This window comes from Kitasatospora sp. NPDC051170, assembly GCF_044455705.1.
In the GTDB taxonomy this organism is placed as follows: Bacteria; Actinomycetota; Actinomycetes; order Streptomycetales; family Streptomycetaceae; genus Kitasatospora.
In genome coordinates this window covers 141,785-163,359 of record NZ_JBITFA010000010.1, presented here as the reverse complement: position 1 = coordinate 163,359, position 21,575 = coordinate 141,785, and the positions used below count along the sequence as shown (strand labels likewise).

16 protein-coding genes are annotated in these 21,575 nt (G+C 70.7%); 7 read left to right on the top strand and 9 right to left on the bottom strand.

From position 1 onward, the window contains the following. Window positions 1-37: 37 nt before the first annotated feature. Both ACIBCA_RS21820 and ACIBCA_RS21815 read right to left on the bottom strand, forming a co-directional pair. Entirely contained in the window at window positions 38-1,063 is a 1,026-nt protein-coding gene (locus ACIBCA_RS21820) for an aminotransferase class I/II-fold pyridoxal phosphate-dependent enzyme (RefSeq protein WP_396284601.1), read from the bottom strand. Further along, on the bottom strand, window positions 1,060-2,376 hold the full coding sequence (locus tag ACIBCA_RS21815; protein ID WP_396284600.1) for a radical SAM protein: 1,317 nt from the start codon (window positions 2,374-2,376) through the stop codon (window positions 1,060-1,062). Before ACIBCA_RS21815 ends, ACIBCA_RS21820 begins: the two co-directional genes overlap by 4 nt. A 203-nt stretch (window positions 2,377-2,579) precedes the next feature. On the opposite strand from ACIBCA_RS21815, the gene ACIBCA_RS21810 reads away from it, so the two are divergent. The 3 genes from ACIBCA_RS21810 (at window position 2,580) to ACIBCA_RS21800 (ending at window position 10,391) form a co-directional block, all read left to right on the top strand. After that, window positions 2,580-5,021, top strand: a complete 2,442-nt coding sequence (locus tag ACIBCA_RS21810) for a right-handed parallel beta-helix repeat-containing protein (RefSeq protein ID WP_396284599.1) — start codon at window positions 2,580-2,582, stop codon at window positions 5,019-5,021. A 223-nt stretch (window positions 5,022-5,244) separates the two neighbouring features. Continuing rightward, entirely contained in the window at window positions 5,245-7,701 is a 2,457-nt protein-coding gene (locus ACIBCA_RS21805) for a PKD domain-containing protein (protein WP_396284598.1), read from the top strand. 224 nt (window positions 7,702-7,925) lie between these two features. Next, window positions 7,926-10,391: a PKD domain-containing protein gene (locus ACIBCA_RS21800; protein ID WP_396284597.1), complete on the top strand. Its 2,466-nt coding sequence runs from the start codon at window positions 7,926-7,928 to the stop codon at window positions 10,389-10,391. 65 nt (window positions 10,392-10,456) lie between these two features. Here the strand turns inward: ACIBCA_RS21800 and ACIBCA_RS21795 are convergent, their stop codons facing one another. The 6 genes from ACIBCA_RS21795 to ACIBCA_RS21770 all read right to left on the bottom strand — a co-directional run bounded on the left by ACIBCA_RS21795 (window position 10,457) and on the right by ACIBCA_RS21770 (window position 16,468). Beyond that, window positions 10,457-11,044, bottom strand: a complete 588-nt coding sequence (locus ACIBCA_RS21795) for a hypothetical protein (RefSeq protein ID WP_396284596.1) — start codon at window positions 11,042-11,044, stop codon at window positions 10,457-10,459. Then, on the bottom strand, window positions 11,005-11,376 hold the full coding sequence (locus ACIBCA_RS21790) for a hypothetical protein (protein WP_396284595.1): 372 nt from the start codon (window positions 11,374-11,376) through the stop codon (window positions 11,005-11,007). The genes ACIBCA_RS21795 and ACIBCA_RS21790 overlap by 40 nt, the downstream gene beginning before the upstream one ends. A 13-nt stretch (window positions 11,377-11,389) precedes the next feature. Further along, window positions 11,390-11,923 (bottom strand): class IV adenylate cyclase, encoded by a 534-nt coding sequence (locus ACIBCA_RS21785; RefSeq protein WP_396284594.1) that lies wholly within the window; start codon window positions 11,921-11,923, stop codon window positions 11,390-11,392. Next, entirely contained in the window at window positions 11,920-12,510 is a 591-nt protein-coding gene (locus ACIBCA_RS21780) for a hypothetical protein (protein WP_396284593.1), read from the bottom strand. Before ACIBCA_RS21780 ends, ACIBCA_RS21785 begins: the two co-directional genes overlap by 4 nt. A gap of 25 nt (window positions 12,511-12,535) precedes the next feature. Continuing rightward, window positions 12,536-13,162, bottom strand: a complete 627-nt coding sequence (locus ACIBCA_RS21775; RefSeq protein WP_396284592.1) for a hypothetical protein — start codon at window positions 13,160-13,162, stop codon at window positions 12,536-12,538. A 450-nt stretch (window positions 13,163-13,612) separates the two neighbouring features. Beyond that, complete coding sequence (locus ACIBCA_RS21770; RefSeq protein WP_396284738.1) at window positions 13,613-16,468, bottom strand: DEAD/DEAH box helicase; 2,856 nt, start codon at window positions 16,466-16,468, stop codon at window positions 13,613-13,615. 311 nt (window positions 16,469-16,779) lie between these two features. On the opposite strand from ACIBCA_RS21770, the gene ACIBCA_RS21765 reads away from it, so the two are divergent. Both ACIBCA_RS21765 and ACIBCA_RS21760 read left to right on the top strand, forming a co-directional pair. Next, the gene (locus ACIBCA_RS21765; RefSeq protein ID WP_031069100.1) at window positions 16,780-17,154 is read left to right on the top strand and encodes a hypothetical protein; all 375 of its coding nucleotides are present in this window, start codon (window positions 16,780-16,782) and stop codon (window positions 17,152-17,154) included. 43 nt (window positions 17,155-17,197) lie between these two features. After that, complete coding sequence (locus ACIBCA_RS21760) at window positions 17,198-17,539, top strand: ArsR/SmtB family transcription factor (RefSeq protein WP_396284591.1); 342 nt, start codon at window positions 17,198-17,200, stop codon at window positions 17,537-17,539. Here ACIBCA_RS21760 and ACIBCA_RS21755 read toward each other — a convergent pair. Further along, window positions 17,529-18,761 (bottom strand): aminotransferase class V-fold PLP-dependent enzyme, encoded by a 1,233-nt coding sequence (locus tag ACIBCA_RS21755; RefSeq protein ID WP_396284590.1) that lies wholly within the window; start codon window positions 18,759-18,761, stop codon window positions 17,529-17,531. The genes ACIBCA_RS21760 and ACIBCA_RS21755 overlap by 11 nt on opposite strands. An 83-nt stretch (window positions 18,762-18,844) precedes the next feature. On the opposite strand from ACIBCA_RS21755, the gene ACIBCA_RS21750 reads away from it, so the two are divergent. Next, window positions 18,845-20,944, top strand: coding sequence for a prolyl oligopeptidase family serine peptidase (locus ACIBCA_RS21750; protein ID WP_396284589.1), 2,100 nt, complete (start codon window positions 18,845-18,847; stop codon window positions 20,942-20,944). Window positions 20,945-21,066: 122 nt separating this feature from the next. Further along, a complete protein-coding gene (locus ACIBCA_RS21745) occupies window positions 21,067-21,444 on the top strand; it encodes a YrdB family protein (RefSeq protein ID WP_396284588.1) in 378 nt (125 codons plus the stop codon). Window positions 21,445-21,575 lie beyond the last annotated feature (131 nt).

The window sequence follows — 21,575 nt, the reverse complement described above, 5'->3', positions numbered from 1 at the left end:
CGATCAAGAACCCCCCACACCTCAGGGGTCCCGCGCATCAAATCCCGGAGGAATCCCCGAGACGCGTCGGCCCGAAGGCGTCGGCCAGGCTGGTCAGGATGGAGCCGGGCCAATCGTTCTCCCCGAACACGCCCATCGGGATCGCCAGGACGCCGTACTCGCTCCGGAGCCTCTCCGCCGGGATGTCCACCGGGAAGAAGTAGTTGCCGGGGCTGGTCCGGCTCTCCTCGGGAATCGCTGCTCGCACCTCGGCCGGCAGGCGGTCGAACAACCGCTGTGCCCGTACGGCGAGTTCGTCGGCGACCTGCTGCGGCAGATCACCGTGCTCGCCCAACAGGTGCTCGGCGAGGCTCAGTTGTTCCGGGGTCGGGGCGTCCGTCCGGAATGCATCGGCCAGTTCGGTGTCCTCAGGACTCAGCAGGACGACACCGAAGGTGCGGGGCCACAGCCACCCCTTGGTGACCGAATGCAGCAGGACAGCGCGCCCCGTCTCCAGCAGTTGCTGCGTCCCGGCGTCGAACGGGGTTCCCAGGTCGTAGACGCTGTCGATCAGCAGACGGCGACCCGGGGACTCCCCCAGCCACGAGACCAGCGCCTCGCACTCGCCCCCGGACAGGTACCGCCCGAGCGGCTTGCTGGGGTTGGCGAGCAGCAGGTACTCGGGCCGACCGTCCACGGGCGCACTCGGCCAGGCCGGGGCGGGCAGGGTCGGGTACGACTCCGGCTCCAGGCCCGCCTCGCGCGCCAGCTCGAAGTACACGGGGTACACGTCGGCGGGCAGCCACACCCGTGCCTGCTTGAGTCGGAGGTGGCGGAACACCACGTCGAGCCCGTGCCGGACCCCTCGGGAGACCATCGCCCGGCGCGACCACTCCTCCGGCAGCCCGTACCGCCGCAGCCAGGTACGGGCGAGATCGCACCGGTACACCGTGCCCGCCTCGGCCGGTGCCTCGGGGCGCAGCGCGGCCAGTGCCCGGTACAAATTCGTCTCGGCGGCGTCCAACAGCGCCTCATCGGCGCCGAGTTGCCGCTCCCTGAACTCCTGGAACTCGTCGAACCTCATGCCGTCACCTCGCTCGCCCGGTCCTCCAGCGAGGCGTAGCAACGCCCGTCCGCCAGCACGTTCCAGCTCCTGACCACCCCGTTGCTCCGCTCCCAGTACAGGCTGGGCTCGGTGTACGCGGCGATCCGCATCGGCCGGCCGTCCCACGCGCCGTCGTAGACCGGCGCACCCCAGGGCAGGCGGCTCGACTCCTCGAAGCCGTGCTGCTCGGCGAACCCGGTGACGACCGACAGCGACACCTGGTGCTCCCGGCTCCACACGTTGGCGGCGCGCTCGAAGTAGAGCGACTCGGTGCTGGTGGAGACGTAAAGCTCCTTGAAGCAGACCTCCTCCACGCCCGACGCCGCCGCCCACGACAGGTACTCCCCGACCCCGGCCGCATCGGCCACCCCACCGCGCTGGAGCACGCAGATCAGCCTCAACCGCAGCCCCGGCCACCGGTCGCGCTCGGTACGCCAGGTGTCGATCACCTCGCCCACCGGCGTCCGCAGCATCATCAGCCGCTCACTCACCTCGTCGTCCTGGTGATGCCGCGACACCGCCAACACGCTCAGCCCGGCGGCAGCCAACGCCTCCAGCCGGTCCGCCCTCTCCGCGTCCCCGCCCTTCGCCAGCGTGTGCCCATTGGTGATCAGCACGACCTTCGGAAACACCGCCGCGCAGGCCGACACCAACCGCACCTGCTGCTCGAACGGTATGAGCGTCGGCTCCCCGCCCCCGGTGATCACCGCCCGCTCAGCCCCGGCCTCCCGGGCCCGCTCCAGCCAGCCCCCGACCGCCTCCCACGGCACCCGCGCCGGCGCCTGGTCGCTGGATATCGAAGCCGCAGAGAAGCAGAACGAACACCGCGCCTGGCAGGCCGAAGCGACCGGCAACACCGAAACCGATCTCGGCCGCAGTTCGGCGTACGGCCGGTGCGCCGCCTCGTGCAGCCGCAGGGAATCCGCCATCGCCTCCTCGACCGTCGTCGGGCTCAGCCCGAACTCCCCGTCGACTTCATGGACCGCCTCCAGCCGAATGCTCGCCTCGTGCAACTCCATCCCGAGCCCGGTCCCCTCATTGGGCACCAACTCGCCGGGGTCCACCGCCGTCTCCAGCACCAGCAATCGGTCCCCCGGAATCGCCAACCGCTCCAGCAGCCGCCGTGCCTTGCCGACGCCGATGCCCAACTCGGCACGGGTCAACAGGTGAAACCGGTCCGGAAACGTACTCTCCGGAATCCCGGCCTTACCGTAAGCGAGGGCGTACTTGTCGAAGCCCCTCGCGAAGTTCGACAGAACGATGACGTGAAATCGCTGGTCGGTACGGTTCATGGCGTCATCATCCACGAATCCGCCTGCTCCCCGTCACCGATTAAATCGAGGAGCGAATCAGCCCATTTCCCCCACCTGATACCCGCGTGACGGCCATCCGGTCATCGGCGATACTCTTCGCCGGGAAATCGGGAAACACGAACCGCCACGAGTACGTCCCGAAGCCGACACATCCGAGGTCATTCACCCAAGGGGGAGCATCCGTGACCATTCGTCATCGCGTCGGCCTGGCCGCCGCGGTAGCCGGCTCGGCGATAGCCGGGACCGTCCTTCCTTCCGTCGCACACGCGGCCGACCAGAGCGTGCTCTTCGTCGACAACACGCGTCCCCAGAGCTGCAGCGACACCGGAGGCGGGACGCAGGACCAGCCGTTCTGCACCGTCCAGGCGGCGGTGGACGCCGCGCAGCCGGGGCAGACCGTCCAGGTCAAGTCGGGCGGCGAATATCTTGAATCGGTCACGGTCAAGCACTCGGGCCTGCCCGGCCAGCCGATCACCGTCAAGGCCGACATCCCCTACGGCACGCCGACGACGACCCTCGGCATCGCACCGGGCAAGGTGGGCGTTCCGCCGGCGGCGCACGCCCTCGTGTTCTCCGGCGTGCACGACATCACGGTGTCGGGCTTCCGGCTCGAGGCGGCGCAGGAGAGTGTGCTCGTCCAGGACTCCGAGCGCATCACGCTGAACCGCGACACCATCCTGGGCGGCAATCCCGCGTTCAACGGCACCTCCTCCTTCCCGGGCCCGACGCCCGCGCTGCGCATCACCGGCAAGAGCAACGCCACCACGGTGAGCCGCAGCACGGTCGCGAGCCTCGGAACGGTCGGCGTCGCCGTGGAGGCCGGGGTCACCGGAACGGTCGTCACCACCAACAACATCGGGGACAACGCCGCCGGCGGCATCACGGTCACCGACGCCCCCGGCACCGTCGTGGCGAGCAACACCTTCGCCGAGAACTGCGGCAACGACGTCCTCCTCACCGGGAACTCCTCGGGGTCCACGGTGGTGAACAACGTGATCACCAAGGTCCCGGCCGGTCACTGCTCGGACCCGGCCCTCAAGTCCGCCGCCGCCCTCTCGGTCTCGGCCGACTCCGTCACCGGGACCAGGGTCGACTACAACAGCATCGTGCCCGCGGCGGCCGGCGGCGTCGGCTACCAGTGGGGCGCCACCTCCTACACCACCGCCGCGGACTTCCGGGCCACCGGACAGGGCGCCCACGACAACGCGGTCAACCCGAAGTACGGCTACGACTACAAGCCGACGGCCGCCGAGGGACTGACCGACGCGGCCGACGCGACCGCCCCCGGCATGCTGGACACCGACCTCTACGGCAACCCCCGCGCCGACGACCCGCAGATCGCCAACACCGGCACCGGGCCCGGCTACTACGACCGTGGTGCGGTCGAGCTCCAGGACGAGACCTCCGTCTCGGTGAGGACCTACCTCAGCACCCCCGCCGGCCACCCGCTGCACGCCCGGCTCCAGGTGCAGTACACCCCCGGCTGGGCCCCGGACGGTGCCAAGCTCGACTTCGGCGACGGCAGCGAGCAGGTCACCCTGGCCCAGGGGGACAACACCCTCGAGCACGACTACCCGGCGTCCGGCACCTACACGGCGACGGCCACCGCGACCACCAGGACCGGCCTGGTCCGCACCGCGCCCAACACGTTCACGATCGCCCCGGTCCCCGCCATCACGGTCCGCCCCTGGGCGGGCACCACCGATGTGGCCACCGCTCGGGTCTCCTTCCAGGACAACACCACCAGCCCGTGGCCGGTCACCCGCTACACCGTCGACTTCGGTGACGGCAGCGCCCCGGTCGTCACCGACGGGCCGACCCCGCCCACCGGCCTGACCCACGACTACGGCGTCGGCGGCACGTACTCCATCACCGAGACCGTCCTCGACGACCACGGCCGCACCACCAGCGCCTCCGCCTCGACCCGGGTCAACGGCCCCCAGCGCGGGGTGCCCTTCGCCGGCTACCTCGGCGGCCCGACCACCCAGGTCGGCATCTTCGACAACGGCCGCTGGCACATCGACTACAACAAGACGAACGGCACGCCGAGCGGCAACGCCGGCTTCGGTGACGCCGGGGACATCCCGGTCGTCGGTGCGTGGGAGAACACCTGCCAGTGCCAGCTGGGCATCTACCGGCCCAGCACCGCCACCTTCGCCCTCCTGCTGCAGAACGGCTCCGTCGTCACCGTCCCGTTCGGCCAGCCCGGCGACATCCCCGTCGTCGGCGCCTGGGACCGCAACGGCCACGACCAGCTCGCCATCTACCGCCCCAGCACCCGCACCCTCGCCGTCCGCCACGACAACACCGTCATCACGACCTTCCAGTTCGGCGACAACGGAGACCTTCCGATCGTCGGCGACTGGGACGGCGTCCACCACGCCCAGTTCGGCCTCTTCCGCCCCGGCCACAACCCCGGCGAGTCGAACACCTTCATCCTCCGCCACGACGACGGCAGCATCTCCACCGCCTCGTTCGGCGCCACCGGCGACGTCCCCGTCGTCGGCGACTGGCAGCGCACCGGCCGTACGACGTACGGCATCTTCCGCCCCAGCAGCCACACCTTCGCGCTGAACAACCCGAACACCGGCGCGGCCGACCCGATCTTCACCCTGTACTACTGATCCGTGCTCCAGCTTCGGAAGGCCGGCACACGTTCGCGTGTGCCGGCCTTCCGGCGTGTCGGGGCGGCCGCTCCTTCAACTGGCCCTCCTCCCCGCCGATTTATCCAGGTGACGGCCAGTCGATCGTTGACGATACTCTTCGCCGAGCAACCGGGAACACAATCGCCACACGTGCTTCCCGAATTGGACACATCCGGGGTCATTCGCCCAAGGGGGAGCAACTGTGACCATTCGTCATCGCGTCGGCCTCGCCGCCGCGGTAGCCGGCTCGGCGATAGCCGGAGTCGCCCTTCCGTCGGTTGCGCACGCGGCGGACCAGAGCGTGATCTACGTCGACAACGCGCAAAACCGACAGTTCTGCACCGACGCCGGCACCGGAACACAGGACCGGCCCTTCTGCACCATCCAGGCCGCCGTGGACCTCGCGGAACCAGGCCAGACAGTTCAGGTTCAGGCCAAGCCGGGCAACGTCTATCCCGAAATGGTGACGGTCAAGCGTTCGGGCCTACCCGGGAAGCCGATCACCATCAAGTCCGACATTCCGTACGGCACGCCGCAGACGATCGTCGGCACCCACTCCTGGACGGCAGGCACTCTGCCGGCCCCGCACGCGCTCGTACTCTCCGGGGTGCACGACATCACGGTGTCCGGCTTCCAGTTCGAGGCGCCGCAGGAGAGCGTGCTCGTCCAGGACTCCGAGCGCATCGTCCTGAACCGCAACACCGTCCTCGGCGGCAATCCCGACTTCAACGGCAACCCGTCCTACCCTGCTCCGACCCCTTCCCTGCGCATCACAGGAAAGAGTGCCGCCACCACGGTCAGCCGCAACAGGGTCAGCGGCAACGGAACGACAGGCATCGCCGTGGACACCGGGGTCGCGGGGACGGCCATCACCACCAACGTGATCGTGAACAGCCACACCGGCGGCCTCCTCGTCACCGGGGCACCGGGCACCGTCGTGGCGAGCAACACGTTCGCCAAGAATTGCGGCAACGACGTCTCCCTCGCCGGGAACTCCTCCGGGGCCACGGTGGTCAACAACGTGATCACCAAGATCGTCGCGCCGCGCTGCAGCGACCCGGCGCTCAAGTCCGCCACCAACCTGTCGGTCTCGGCCGACTCCGTCACCGGGACCACGGTCGACTACAACAGCATCGTTCCGGCGGCCGACGGCGTCAGCTACCAGTGGGGCAGCAGCCCCTACACCACGCCCGGCGACTTCCGAGCCACTGGACAGGGCGCCCACGACAACGCCGCCGACCCGAAGATCCCGTACTACACCGCCGACTTCAAGCCCCAGGCAGCCGAGGGCCTGACGGACGCGGCCGACGCGACCGCACCCGGCATGCTGGACACCGACTTCTACGACAACCCGCGCGCCGACCACCCCCAGATCGCCAACACCGGCACCGGCGTCGGCTACTACGACCGCGGCGCGATCGAACTCCAGGACGAGACCTCGGCGTGGCTCCACGGGACCGCCTCCCCGACTCCCGACCACCCTCTGCACGCACAGTTCCAGACCCAGTACCAAATCGGCTGGGCACCGGACGGGGCGAGGCTCGACTTCGGCGACGGCAGCGGCCAGGAGAACCTCGTCCAGGGAAGCGGCCAGATCGATCACGACTACCCCGCGCCCGGAACATACACGGCGAAGGCCACCGCGACCACCAAGACCGGCCTGGTGCGCACATTCAGCGTCACACTGACGATCGCCCCGGTCCCCGCCATCTCGCTCTACCCGCAGATCGGCTCCGAGGACCAGGCGACGGCGCGGGTCTCCTTCCGGGACAACACCACCAGCCCTTGGCCGGTCGTCCGCTACACCGTCGACTTCGGCGACGGCAGCGCCCCCGTCGTCACCGAGGGCGCGAACCCGCCCATCGGCCTGACCCACGACTACGGCGTCGGCGGCGACTACACCGTCACCGAGACCGTCGTCGACAACCACGGCCGTACGGGCACCGCCTCCTTCACGGCGCACGTCAAGGGCCCCCACGCCGGCGTGCCGTTCGCCGGTTACCTCGGCGGCCCGACCACCCAGGTCGGCATCTTTGACAACGGCCGCTGGCACATCGACTACAACAAGCGAAACGGCACGCCGAGCGGCCACGATTCCTTCGGCGACGCCGGGGACATCCCCGTGATCGGCGCCTGGGAGAACACCTGCCAGTGCCAGCTGGGCATCTTCCGGCCCAGCACGAGCACCTTCGCCCTCCGGCTACGTAGCGGAGCCGTCGTCGCGGTCCCCTTCGGTGAGCCCGGTGACATCCCCGTCGTCGGCGCCTGGGACCGCAACGGCCACGACCAGCTCGCCATCTACCGCCCCAGCACCCGCACCCTCGCCGTCCGCCACGACAACACCCTCATCACGACCTTCCAGTTCGGCGACAACGGAGACCTTCCGATCGTCGGCGACTGGGACGGCGTCCACCACGCCCAGTTCGGCCTCTTCCGCCCCGGCCACAACCCCGGCGAGTCGAACACCTTCATCCTCCGCCACGACGACGGCAGCATCTCCACCGCCTCGTTCGGCGCCACCGGCGACGTCCCCGTCGTCGGCGACTGGCAGCGCACCGGCCGTACGACGTACGGCATCTTCCGCCCCAGCAGCCACGTCTTCGCGCTGAACAACCCGAACACCGGCGCCGCCGACCCGATCTTCACCCTCTACAACTGACCCCTGCTCCACCCTCGGAAGGCCGGCACGCGTTCGCATGTGCCGGCTTTCCGGCGTTCTGGCTCGGGTGCTCGTTCAACTGGCCACTCTCCCCGCCGATTTATCCGGGTGACGGCCACTCGATCGTTGACGATACTCTTCGCCGAGCAGCCGGGAACACGATCACCACAGATGCTTCCCGGTTTGGACACATCCGGGGTCATTCACCCAAGGAGGAGCAAACTGTGACCATTCGTCATCGCGTCGGCCTCGCCGCCGCGGTAGCCGGCTCGGCGATAGCCGGAGTCGTCCTTCCGTCAGTCGCGCACGCGGCGGACCAGAGCGTGATCTACGTCAACAACACGATGCACCGCCAATTCTGCAGCGACGCTGCCGGCAGCGGGACGCAGGACCGGCCCTTCTGCACCATCCAGGCCGCCGTGGACATCGCGCAGCCGGGGCAAACGATCCAGGTTCAGGACAGGGAGGGCAACTCCTATCCTGAAATGGCCACGGTCAAACGCTCGGGACTGCCTGGCAAGCCGATCACCATCAAGTCCAACATGCCCGACGGCACACCCCAGACGGTCATCGGCACCCACACGTGGGACGCGGGCACGCTGCCGTCCCCGCACGCCCTCGTGCTCTCCGGGGTCCACGACATCGTCGTGTCCGGCTTCCAGTTCGAGGCCCCGCAGGAGAGCGTGCTCGTTCAGGACTCCGAGCGCATCGTCCTGAACCACAACACCGTCCTCGGCGGCAACCCCGGGTTCAACGGCATACCGTCCTACCCGAACCCGACGCCGGCCCTGCGCATCACCGGAAAGACCGCCGACACGACGGTGAGCCGAAGCAAGGTCATCAGCGGCGGAACGGTCGGCATCGCCGTGGATGCCGGGGTCACCGGAACGATCGTCACCACCAATCTGCTCGTGAACAGCCGCACCGGTGGCCTCGCGGTCACCGACGCCCCGGGCACCGTCGTGGCCAGCAACACCTTCCACCAGAACTGCGGCACCGACATCCTCCTGTCCGGGAGCTCCTCAGGCGCGACGGTGGTGAACAACGTGATCACCAAGGTCCCCAAGGGCTACGACTGCGCGAACGACGCGCTCACCTCCGCCACCGACCTCTCGGTCTCGGCCGACTCCATCGCCGGGACCACGGTCGACTACAACAGCATCGTGCCCGCGGCGGGCGGCCTCAGCTACCAATGGGGCGCCACCTCCTACGCCGCTCCGGCCGACTTCCGAGCCACCGGACAGGGTGCCCACGACAACGCCGTCGATCCGAAGATTCCTCAGGACACCGTCGACTACAAGCCGCAGGCCGTCGAAGGCGTCACTGACGCGGCCGACGCGGCCGCGCCGGGCATGCTGGACACCGACTTCTACGACAACCCCCGCACGGACACGCCTCAGGTCGCCAACACCGGCACCGGGCCCGGCTACTACGACCGAGGCGCGGTCGAAATCCAGGACGGAACCGTCATCTGGGTGTGGGCAACCGCCCCCACCACACCCGGACACCCGCTGACTGCCCAACTCCGACTGCAGTATCAGCCCGGGTGGGCGCCGGAAGGTGCCAAACTCGACTTCGGCGACGGCAGCGCAACCGTGAACGTGGCACAGGGGAGCAGCCAGGTCGACCACGAGTACCCGGGACCCGGCACCTATACCGCGACGGCCACCGCGACCACCAAGAGCAGCCTCGTCCACACCTACCGGTCCACGCTGACGATCGCCCCGGTCGGCCCGATCTCGCTCAACCCCCAGGCGAGCAACCCGTACGAGCCCACCGCACAGGTCTTCTTCCAGGGCAACATCACCAGCCCGTGGCCGGTCGCCCGCTACACCGTCAACTTCGGCGACGGCACCGCCCCCCTCGTCACCGAGGGCCCGAACCCGCCCGCCAGCCTGTCCCACGACTACGGCGTCGGCGGCACCTACACCATCACCGAGACCATCCTCGACAACCACGGCCGCACATCCACCGCCACCCTCCGGACCTCGGTGGCCGGGCCCCAGACCGGAGTACCGGTCGCCGGAAGCCTCGGCCCGACCGCCGACGTCGCTCTCTTCGACAAGGGCCTCTGGTACGTCAACCGCTACCACGACCACGTGACCAACCGTGTGGTGACGACAGGCTCCTTCGGCGACCCTGGGGACATCCCCTTCTTCGGCGGCTGGGAAAACACCTGCCGGTGCCAGCTGGGCATCTACCGCCCCAGCACCGCCACGTTCGCCCTCCAACTGCAGAACGGCTCCGCCGTCACCGTCCCCTTCGGCGAGCCCGGCGACATCCCCGCCGTCGGCGCCTGGGACCACAACGGCCACGACCAACTCGCCATCTACCGCCCCAGCACCCGCACCCTCGCCGTCCGCCACGACAACGCCAGCGTGACGACCATGACCTTCGGCGACGCCGGCGACCTCCCGATCGTCGGCGACTGGGACGGCGTCCACCACGCCCAGTTCGGCCTCTTCCGCCCCGGCCACAACCCCGGCGAGTCGAACACCTTCATCCTCCGCCACGACGACGGAAGCATCTCCACCGCCACCTACGGCGCCACCGGAGACCTCCCCGTCGTCGGAGACTGGCAGGGCGCCGGCCGCACCACCTACGGCATCTTCCGCCCCAGTACCCACGTCTTCGCCCTCAACAACAGCTACACCGGACGCCCCGACTCCATCTTCGCCCTCTACGCCTGACGCCCCCCCCCAAAAGGCCGGAGCACGGACCCACCGCGCTCCGGCCTTCCGCCGTGCTCGCCGCCCTACACGACCTTGTACTCGCTCGCCAGCCGCCGGACCTCGGCGTCCTTGAACGCCTGAACCTCTTCCACGATCCCGCTCCTCGCCAACTCGGCCACGGGCACGCACAGGTCCATCCGCTGGATGCAGACACCCACCGTGTACTCCCCCTGCTCGGTGAGGTACAGGCGGACCGCTCCGACGCGGGCCAGCGCTTCGGCGATCGCTGCGACCGACTCCGGTCCGTGCTGGATGCTGGTGAGCATCCGCACGTCCGCGAACTGGCCGTAAGATTCGACCAGGTTGACGACCCGATCCACGTGGGCCGCCCCGGGAACGATGATGTTCACCGAGGCCTTCACTCCGTTGGACACGGCGGCCCGAATCGTCTGCTCCGCCGCCCGGATCTTCGCCTCGGCCAGTCCCGCCGACCGGAACCGTTCGGACTGTACGGCACCCAACTCCTCTGCGGTCGTGCCGAAGACGGAGACGTTCACCCGGTTGAGGCCCGCCGCCGAGCACTCCGCCATCACCTGCCGTCCGCGCTCCCCGTTGCTGGTCATGCCGACGCTCAGGCCGATGCGGGTGAGCGATGCGACCAGTGCGGGCACCTCGGTGTGAGGGTCGGTTCGCCGCCAGTGAGGTGCACCTCGTCGGCGCCGAACGCCCTCGCCACGGTTCGCACCGCCCGCCGGAACGACAGGTCCGGAGCCATCTTGGCCGCGAGGAAGGCGACACCATTCGTCTCGCTGTAGATCGACACGCGGCCGGTCCTACCAGGCCCGGCCGCGAAGGGCAGCTCGGTGCGGCCTCGGTGATCGGCAGTGACGGGCGTTCCCTCGTTGTGGCAGAACGTGCAGGCCAGCCCGCAGTCGTCGATCACCTTGATGCGGATGGTCCTGTCACGGACGATACGGACCGCCGGTCGGTTGAATGCTGACAACGTTCGTCTCCTGTCACTCGAACGTGAGCCGAGGGATCGCCTCGATGTCGATCCCGTACCGGCGGTAGACCTTGGCCGTGTTCTCACTGGTCAGTTCGTCCAACGGGAGCCCCAGCTCGAGAGCGGTCGCATGGACGTGCTCGGCGCTGTCACCCTCGATCTCCAGGTACGGGGGAATCAGTGGCCAGCGGTCGATCTCGACGGCCGCACCCCCGAGTGCCCAGGAGGACCGGCGGTTCTCCTGGTACGCCTTCGGCCGGTAGCCGAGCTTGCCGAGAATCGCGTTCGTGGTGTCGAAGTCACCGACGCTCGTCTCCGTTTCGGTGACGCCGTCGATCGCGTCGGAGTGGATCTCCTTGACGCACAGCGTGACGTCGGAACCGGTGTCGCGCAGCCGTACCCACGCGCCCGGCCGACCAGGGATGTCGTAGACGTAGCGGCGCTGGAGCCGGTCACGCAGGTGCTCGGCGCCAGCCTCGGCCAGACGGGAACGGATCGCCTCCGGCTCGATGTTGAGGATCTTCGCCTCGAACTCGATTGCGGTCACAGGTGGTTGCCTTCCTCGATGCGGTACGCGCGCACGACATCGGCGATGCCGCGCGCCACTTCCTCGGCCGTACGACCGGTGCCGTCCACCGGAACCAGGCCGAACTCCCGGTACACACGGGTGCTCTCCGCCACATTCGGCTCCTCGCGCTGGTGCCAGTACGTCAACGTCCCTCGCTCGGCACGCCCGCGAATCCGCTCTTGGCGGACGCCTTCCTCCACTTCCAGAAGGATCGCCACGTCCGGGACGAGGGCCTCGTCCGGATACCTAGGCGCGCAGCCATGGCCCATCGCCCTGTGCGTCGCGATGGTGCGCGGGAAGTAGGACTCGACCACTACCGTCCGGCCGGCCTCGACGAGGGCCCGCGCGGTCTCGGACTTGATGTGGTTCGCCATCATCCACCAGTGGAACCTCGCCGGCAGGACGCCGGTGGCATCGACCTCTGCCCGCATGCGCGGGAAGGTCGGCAGCATCCCGTCCGTGAGGTGAACACCGTTGACGAGTGCGGCGATCAGGGGCGCGACGGTGGTCTTCCCGCTCGCGCTGAGTCCGTCGAGGGTGACGAAGACCCCTCGGGCCACGTCCATGCGAACTCCGTTCCGGGTCGGTTCATCACGGCCCCCAGTTCCAGGGCATCCGATGGGCTCCGCGCAGGCACGCCACTCGGTACATGGCCTGTCGACGGGTGTGGGCGTCGAGGTGGGCACGGCGTACCACCTCCATCACCTCGGTGAGCACGACGAGGTCGCGCACGACCTGGTAGCCGGACCAGGCTCCGATGTAGGCGCGCTCCAGGGGGCGGTCCTCGTACGAGAGGTAGGTGTCCGCGAAGCGCCCGTGGTCCTCGCGTGGGCCGATCAGTTGCTCGGAGCGCCAGCGGGCGGCGACCAGATCCCATTCGCGATGGCCACGTTGGAGCGGGCGGCGCAGCAGGAACCCGACGCGGACCCCGTTGTCGTGACACGGCACCATGCGGAGGCCTCCGAGGATGACCGTGTCCGGAGACGGCCAGTCGAGGTAGTCCCACTCCTCACGCAACTGGGCCTCGCGCCCGCGGAGGAACCGGCGGGCGGAGTCGTCGAGCGGAGCGGAGTCCAGACCGTCCAACAGCCCGTCGAACGGGTCGTGCTCCCCGAGCCGGGGAGCCGTCGCGGGATCGATCCTGTGCGTCAGGGCCGTCACCCAGGCGGACAGGGAGGTGTCGCTGCTCGGTGTCCCGGGATCGTGCCAGAAGGTCACGGCCCGCCCGTCCTCGGTGACGTGAGCGCCCTCGCTCCACGAAGGGATCACGGCAACCCGCTGCTGCCGCAGGGTCTCCGCTCCCTGAAGCCCTGGTTCGAGGAGTTCGGCCCGCGCGGGGAGGTTCGGCAGCCGTCGTGGACGACGGAGATGCTCCGCGACTACTTCGCCCCAGTAGACCCCGCTCCCTGATCGGCGCGTCTGGGACGACCTTGCTGCCACACAGGAAGTCGGCCGGGCCGACTTCCTGTGTGGCGTGAGGCCGCGTGCCGCCCCTACGGCACGCGGCCGGGCCCGGGGCGGGCAGCTGCCGGGAGGCGGGTGGGGGGTGGATGGTGGGGAACGGCGGTAGAGCTTCTCAGCGAAGCTGATGGCGCGCGGGTGTTCACCCCGGAGGACGAGGCCGCCCGGGCTGGGAGCCCGGGCGGCCTCGCCACTGGTCGGTGTCGCTCAGCCCACCGAGGAGTAGGCGATGATGCCCCGGCGGAGGCTGTCGACGGCCTTGCGGGCCGTTTTGCGGAGGTCGGCGTCTTCGCCCGCGGCGTCCTGGATCTGGCCGAGGACGTCGATGAGCTGCTTGGTCCAGCGGACGAAGTCGCCGGCGGGCATGTCGGCGTCGCGCAGGACCTGGTCGAGGCTGTGGCCGAGGGCCCAGCGGTAGGCGGCCCAGGCGAAGCCGAGGTCGGGTTCGCTCTGGCCGACGCCTTCGGCGGTGTTGATGCGGTGCTGTTCCTCGAGGGCGTCGAGGTGGCCCCAGATGCGGACCATCTGGCCGAGGGCCTCCTTGGCGCCGCCTTCGGGGACGCGCGGGGCGCCGGCGTCGTCGGACTGGCGGGCCTCGTAGACCAATGCCGAGGCGCAGGCGGCGAGTTCGGGGGCGGCGAGGCCGCTCCAGACGCCTTCGCGGATGCATTCGGAGGCGAGCAGGTCGAGTTCGCCGTAGAGCCGGCCGAGGCGCTTGCCGTCGTCGGTGACGCTGTCGCCGCTCAGGTAGCCGAGGTCGGTGAGGAGGCCGCAGACGCGGTCGAAGGTGCGGGCGATGGTGTGGGTGCGCGAGCGCATCCGGCGTTCGAGGACTTCGGTGTCGCGGTGGAGCCGGTGGTAGCGCTCGGCCCAGCGGGCGTGGTCCTCGCGGTCGGAGCAGCCGTGGCAGGGGTGCTGGCGGATCTCGGTGCGCAGCCGGGTGATCTCGGGGTCGTCGGCGGCGGCGGCGCGCCCGCGGCGGAAGCGCTCGGGTTCGAGGTGGCCGGCCTTGGTGCGCAGGGCGGAGGCGAGGTCGCGGCGGGACTGGGGGCTGCGCGGGTTGAAGGACTTGGGGATGCGCAGTCGTTCGATCGCGGCGACGGGCGACGGGAAGTCGATCATCGCGAGCCGCTTGACCTGCCGTTCGGCGGTGAGCACGACGGGGCGCGGCCCGTCCTGGAAGTCGGGGTGGCGCGGGCCGCCCCGGCCGGAGCGGTCGACGGGTGGCAGGCCCGGGTCGAGGACGAGGGCGAGGCCCGCGAACTTGCCGGTGGGGACGTGGATGACGTCGCCGGGCTTGAGCTGCTCGATGGATTCGACGGCGGCGGCGCGGCGCTGGCTGGTGCCTTCGCGCGCCATCTCGTTCTCACGGTCCTTGAGCCGGCGGCGCAGGTCCATGTACTCGTCGAAGTCGCCGAGGTGGCAGGTCATGGACTCGCGGTAGCCGTCGAGGCCCTCCTCGTTGCGCTGCACCTGACGGGCGATGCCGACGACGGATCGGTCGGCCTGGAACTGCGCGAAGGAGGTCTCGAGCAGTTCGCGGGAGCGGTGCCGCCCGAACTGGGCGACGAGGTTGACGGCCATGTTGTAGGACGGCCGGAAGGAGGACTTGAGCGGGTACGTACGGGTGCCCGCGAGGCCGGCCAGGGCCTCGGGGTCGAGGCCCCGCTGCCAGAGCACGACGGCGTGGCCCTCGATGTCGATGCCGCGGCGCCCGGCGCGGCCGGTGAGCTGGGTGTACTCGCCGGGGGTGATGTCGGCGTGGGTCTCGCCGTTCCACTTGACGAGCTTCTCCATGACCACCGAGCGGGCGGGCATGTTGATGCCCAGAGCAAGCGTTTCGGTCGCGAAGACGGCCTTGACGAGGCCCTTCACGAAGAGCTCCTCGACGACCTCCTTGAACCGGGGCAGCATCCCGGCGTGGTGGGCGGCGATGCCGCGCTCGAGCCCGTCCAGCCACTCGAAGTAGCCGAGGACGTGGAGGTCCTCGTCGGGGATGTCGGCGCAGCGCTCCTCGACGAGGGCGCGCACCCGGGCGCGGTCGCCCTCCTTGTTGAGCCGCAGGCCGGAGCTGAGGCACTGCTGGACGGCGGCCTCGCAGCCGGCGCGGCTGAAGATGAACGTGATCGCGGGCAGCAGGCCTTCGGCGTCGAGCCGGTCGATGACGTCGACGCGGCCGGGCGTCCAGACCTTGCCGGGACGGCCGTTGGGCATGGAGCGGCCCCGGCCGCGGCCGAAGCGGTCGCGGGGGTTGCGGTCCAGCTCGGAGCGGGCGAGGCGGACGAGTTCGGGGTTGACGGCCTTGCCGGGGTTCTTGAGGCTGTGCTTGGGGCGGCCGTCGCGGTCGGGGTCGGCGAACAGGTCGTACATCCGGTTGCCGGCCATGACGTGCTGCCACAGCGGCACGGGCCGGGTCTCGGAGACGATCACCTTGGTGCCGCCGCGGACGGTGTCGAGCCAGTCGCCGAACTCCTCGGCGTTGGAGACGGTCGCGGAGAGCGAGACGAGGGTGACCGACTCGGGGAGGTGGATGATGACCTCCTCCCAGACGGCGCCGCGGAAGCGGTCGGCGAGGTAGTGCACCTCGTCCATGACGACGTAGCCGAGGCCGTCGAGGGTGCTGGAGCCCGCGTAGAGCATGTTGCGGAGCACCTCGGTGGTCATGACCACCACGGGGGCGTCGCCGTTGACGGTGTTGTCGCCGGTGAGCAGGCCGACCTTGGCGGCGCCGTAGCGCTTGACCAGGTCTCCGTACTTCTGGTTGGAGAGCGCCTTGATCGGCGTGGTGTAGAAGCACTTGCGCCCGGCGGCCAGGGCCAGGTGCACGGCGAACTCGCCGACGATGGTCTTCCCGGAGCCGGTGGGAGCGGCGACGAGGACGCCGGATCCGGCTTCGAGGGTTTCGCACGCCTCCACCTGGAAGGCGTCCAGCGGGAAGTCGTACAGCTGCTGGAAGCCGTGCAGGGCGGTGGCCTGCTCAGCGGCCCGGCGACGGCTGGCCGCGTACGCCTCGGCGGGGCTGAGCTCCCGGTCGTCCTGGGGCTCTGGATCGGGGGTGTTCATCGCCGTCCGGGTGTGGTTGGTGTGATCTCGCATCTCAGCGAGAGGTTACCCGGGAGGAGTGACATCGATAGCACTGTTTTTCCGGGCCGTGGCACGGGGGCACTTCGCACGCTCATCGCCAGGGCACCGCCCGCACATCACCTGGAGGTCACTCTTCACTCAAATCCATAGTTGCAAATGTCTTCAAGTGATCACGGACGAACAGGACTCGATCCGGATCGAACGTCTCCGGTCTTTCCCCGTGAACCACCCCGGCCCCTGCCTACCTTCTGGAGCCACCGACTCAACAGACTCACGGGAGGACAGCCACCATGGCGGATCTGGAGACGTCCCTCAAGCAGGCCATGACGATCGACGGCGCGATCGGCGTCGCCCTGGTCGACTACGGCAGCGGCATGGCCCTCGGCAGCCTCGGCGACGGCAACGAGCTCGACCTCAACGTCGCCGCGGCCGGCAACACCGACGTCGTGCGGGCCAAGATGCGGGCGATGGAGATGCTCAACCTGCACGACAACGAGATCGAGGACATCCTGATCAGCCTCACCAGCCAGTACCACATGGTCCGGCCGATCACGACGCCCAGCGGGCGCGGCCTGTTCCTCTTCCTGGCGCTCAACCGCAGCCGCTCCAACCTCGCGATGGCCCGCCACCAGCTCAAGCTGATCGAGAGCTCCCTGGAGATCTGACCCACGCCGTACGACGCGGAAGCAGGAGCAGGAAGGGGGCGTCGTGACGGTGGCGCTGTACCAGGCCAAGGCCGAGTTCTTCCGGATGCTCGGCCATCCCGTCCGCATCCGGGTGCTGGAGCTGTTGCAGGCCGGGCCCACGCCCGTGCGCGGCCTGCTCGCCGAGCTGGACGTGGAGCCGTCCAGCCTCTCGCAGCAGCTCGCGGTGCTGCGCCGCTCCGGCATCGTCACCGCCACCCGGGAGGGCAGCACGGTGGTGTACGCGCTGGCCGGCGGGGACGTCGCCGACCTGCTGCGCTCGGCCCGGCGCATCCTCACCGGGATGCTCGCGGACCGCACCGTGCTGCTCGCCGAGCTGCAGCGGACAACAGGACCTAACCCTTGAGCAGCCGCGCCACCCCGTCCGCCAGCCGCTCGTACTCCTCGGCCCGGTTGTACAGCTGGGCGCTGATCCGCAGCACCCCGCCGCCGGCCCACGGGCGGACGGCGACCCGGGCGCCGAGCCGGCGCCACACCTCGCCCATCACCTCCCGCGCGCCGTCCTCCGTCTCGGCGACCCCGGCGGGCAGCCGCACCGCCCGCATCCACACCCCGGGCGTGGCGGGCAGCGGCCGCAGCCCGGCGCGTTCGGCGAGCACCCGCTGGCCGTAGCGGGCGAGCGCGGTGTTGTGCCCGCTCACGGCCGCCGTGCCGAGCGTCCGCAGCAGCGCGAGGCCCGCCGGGGCCGCCAGCCAGGGCGTGTAGTCGCCGGTGCCGCGCCACTCGACGTTCGCCGGGTACCCCCGGTGGTCCTCCCAGGAGACGGCGAGCGGGCGGACGCGGCCGCGCCACTCGGGGCGGACGGCGAGGACCCCGGTGGGGCGCGGGGCGAAGGCCCACTTGTGCAGGTTGCCGAACCAGAAGTCCGCGTCCGGGGCGACGGGGGCGTGCAGCATGCCGGGGGCGTGGGCGCCGTCCACGACGGTGGTGACGCCGCGCAGGCGCAGTTCGGCGAGCAGTCCGGGGCCGGCGACCAGCCGGGCGGTGGGCGAGGTGAGCTGGTCGAGGACGGCCACGGTGGTGCGCCCGTCGACGGCGGCGAGCACCGCCTCCCGTACGGCCGCCTCGTCGGGCGCGTCCAGCGGGATCTCGGCCGTACGCAGGTGGGCGCCGCGCTCGGCGGCCTTGCGGGCGACGGCCCGGGTGACGGCGCCGTAGCCGTGGTCGGTGACGAGGACGTGGTCGCCGGCGGCGAGCGGCAGGCTGTCCAGGGCGATGGAGACGGCCTCGGTGACGTTGGTGACGAGCGCGAGCCCGTCCCGGTCCGTGACCAGTTCGGCGGCGATCGCTGTACGGGCCTGGGCGATGCGGGCGGGCAGGGTGGCGAAGAAGCCGTCCGGGTCGAGCTCCTCCTGTTCCCGCAGCTGCTCGCGCAGGCGCAGGACGGGCAGCGGCGGCGCACCGTACGAGCCGTGGTTGAGGTGGGCCGTGCCCTCGGCGAGGGCGAACAGACCCTCGGCGGCGGGCAGCGGCGCCGGGGGCTCGGCGGCCCACAGGTCCTCGGTCAGGTTCGAAGGCTGGCTCGAAGGCTGACTCGAACGCTGGCTCGAGGTCACGTCCTCGGTCACGGTTCCCTCCAGGTGAATGATGTGTGACATTTCACATGACATAACGCTGGCAGGTCAACGCCTCGGACGACCACGATCGGGCCATGACGATCGCCGACCCCTTCCTGGCCCTCAGCGCCCGCACCAGCCGGTTCACCAACGGAGCGCCGCGCGCCTTCACCCTCGCCGAGGACGGTACCCGGCTCCTCCTGCTCCGCTCGACCGGTTCCGACGATCCCGTCGACCGCCTGTACCTGCTGGACGCCGCCACCGGCGAGGAGCGCCTGGTCGCCGACCCCGCCGTCCTGATCCCCGGCCGCAGCGGAGCCCGCGCCGAACTCCCCGCCGTCGAGCGGCGGTTGCGCGAACGCACCCGGCTGACGGCCGCGGGCATCGGCACCTATGCGGCCACCCCCGACCTCTCCGTCGCCGTCTTCGCCCTCGACGGCCGGCTCTTCCGCACCGACACCGCCACCGGCGTCACCACCGAACTCCCCACCCCCGCACCGGTGTTCGACCCCAGGCCGGACGCGAGCGGCGAGCGGATCGCCTACGTCGCCGAGGACGCCCTCCACCTGGGCCCCGGCCACGAGCGGCTCTCCCCCTACGACCCCTGCGACCTCCGCGACAGCGCCCGCTGGGGCGTCGCCGAGTTCGCCGCCGCCGAGGAGCTGGGCCGCTCCCGCGGCCACTGGTGGCGCCCGGACGGCAACGCCCTGCTCGCCACCCGCGTCGACGAATCCGCCCTCCCCCGCCGCTACTTCGCCGACCCGGCCGCCCCCGGCGAGCCCGGCGAGGACTTCGCCTACCCGCAGGCCGGCGGCCCCAACGCCGATGTCCAGCTCTGGGTGCTCGGCCTCGACGGCACCCGCGTCCAACTCCACTGGGACGCAGCCGAGTTCCCGTACCTCTGCGCCGCCGAGTGGGCCTCGGACGGCGAGGTGCTGCTCACCGTCGCCGACCGCCTCCAGCAGAACGTGCTGCTGCTCACCGCCGACCCGGCCACCGGCGAGACCCGCGAACTCTCCCGCACCACCGACGAGTTCTGGGTCGACGACCTGCCCGGCACCCCCGCCCGGCTGCCCGACGGCCGCCTGCTCACCGTCCACGACACCCCGCACGCCCGGGGCCTCGCCCTGGACGGCAAGCCCCTGGACACCACCGGGCTGCAGATCCGCCGCGTCCTCGGCCCCTTCCACGGGGGCACGGGAGCCCTCCTCTGCGAGACCGGCCACGGCGACCCGGCCGACCAGCACCTCCACCTGATCGACCCGGACGGTGCCGCGCCCACCCCCCTCCACAGCGCCCCGGGCACCCACCACTCGGCCCTCGCCTCCGGCGACACCCTGCTGCTCACCACCGCCACCCCCGAGGGCACCCGCCGCACCCTGCACAGCCGAACGAGCGAACTCCCCCTCACCGACCTCTCCGCCCCCCTCCCGTACACCGTCCGCCCCCACCTCGCCCGCGTCACCGAACGCGCCCTGCCCACCGCCGTCGTGTACCCGCGCGCCCACGTGCCCGGTGACCGCCTGCCCGTCCTCCTGGACGTCTACGGCGGCCCCGGCTTCCAGGCCGTCGCCACCGAGCCGCGCCGCTGGCAGCTGCGCCAGTGGTGGGCCGACCAGGGCTTCGCCGTGGTCACCACCGACAACCGCGGCACGCCGTTCGTCTCCCCCGAGTTCACCCGCGCCATCTTCCGCCGCTTCTCCGAGGCGGCCCTGAACGACCAGGTCGACGCCCTGCACGCCCTCGCCGCCGCCCACCCCGACCTCGACCTCGGCCGCGTCGGCGTGCGCGGCTGGTCGTACGGCGGGTACTTCGCCGCCCTCGCCGTGCTGCGCCGCCCGGACGTCTTCCACGCCGCCTGCGCGGGCGCCCCGCCCACCGACTTCCGCCTCTACGACACCGCGTACACCGAGCGCTACCTCGGCCTGCCGCAGGACAACCCCGAGGGCTACGCGGACGACTGCCTGCTCACCGACGCGCCCGCCCTGGAACGCCCGCTGCTGCTGATCCACGGCCTCGCCGACGACAACGTCCACCCCTCCCACACCCTGCTGCTCTCCCAGGCCCTCACCCGCGCCGGCCGCCCGCACAGCGTCCTGCCGCTGCCGGGCGTCACCCACATGACCCCCGGCGGCGTGAACGAACAGCTGACGCTCGCCGAACTCGCCTTCCTGCGCGGGGCGCTGGACCGTTGAACCGGCCGGCCCGGAGCTGACAGACTCTCCGCTCGGCCGCCGCGAAGAACGCACCGAACAGGGCGCACAAAGCAGAGCGCACAAAACAGGGCGGCGCGAACGAGAACGGGGAGCACGAACGGATGAAGATCGAAAGACCGGGCCCGGTCGCCGGCCGCCAGTGGACCCCACTGACGGTCGGCAACGCGGGTCTCGCCTTCGGGCTGGAACTCGCCATGCTGGTCGCCCTGGGCTACTGGGGCTTCAGGACCGGCTCCACCCTGGCCACCCGGCTGCTGCTCGGCCTCGGCGCCCCCGCCGCGGCCGCCACCGTCTGGGGCCTGTTCCTGGCGGCGGGCGGCCCGAGGTTCCGCCAGCCGCTGGCCGTGGAGATCGTGCTCAAGCTGCTCGTCCTCGGCACGGCCGCCCTGGCCCTGCACGCCGCCGGCCGCACCACCCTGGCCTGGGTGTACGCCGGGCTCGTGGTGGTCAGCGTGACGATCGAGTACACCACCCGTTAGCAACGACCGGGGCCCCGGGCCGCCCCGCGCGGGGGGGGGGGGCGGGCCGGGGCCCGGGGGTTGGGGGCACCCCGGGGGGCGCCGGCCGCCCGGCCGGCCACCCGCCCGCCCCCCCCGCGGCAAGTGAGCCC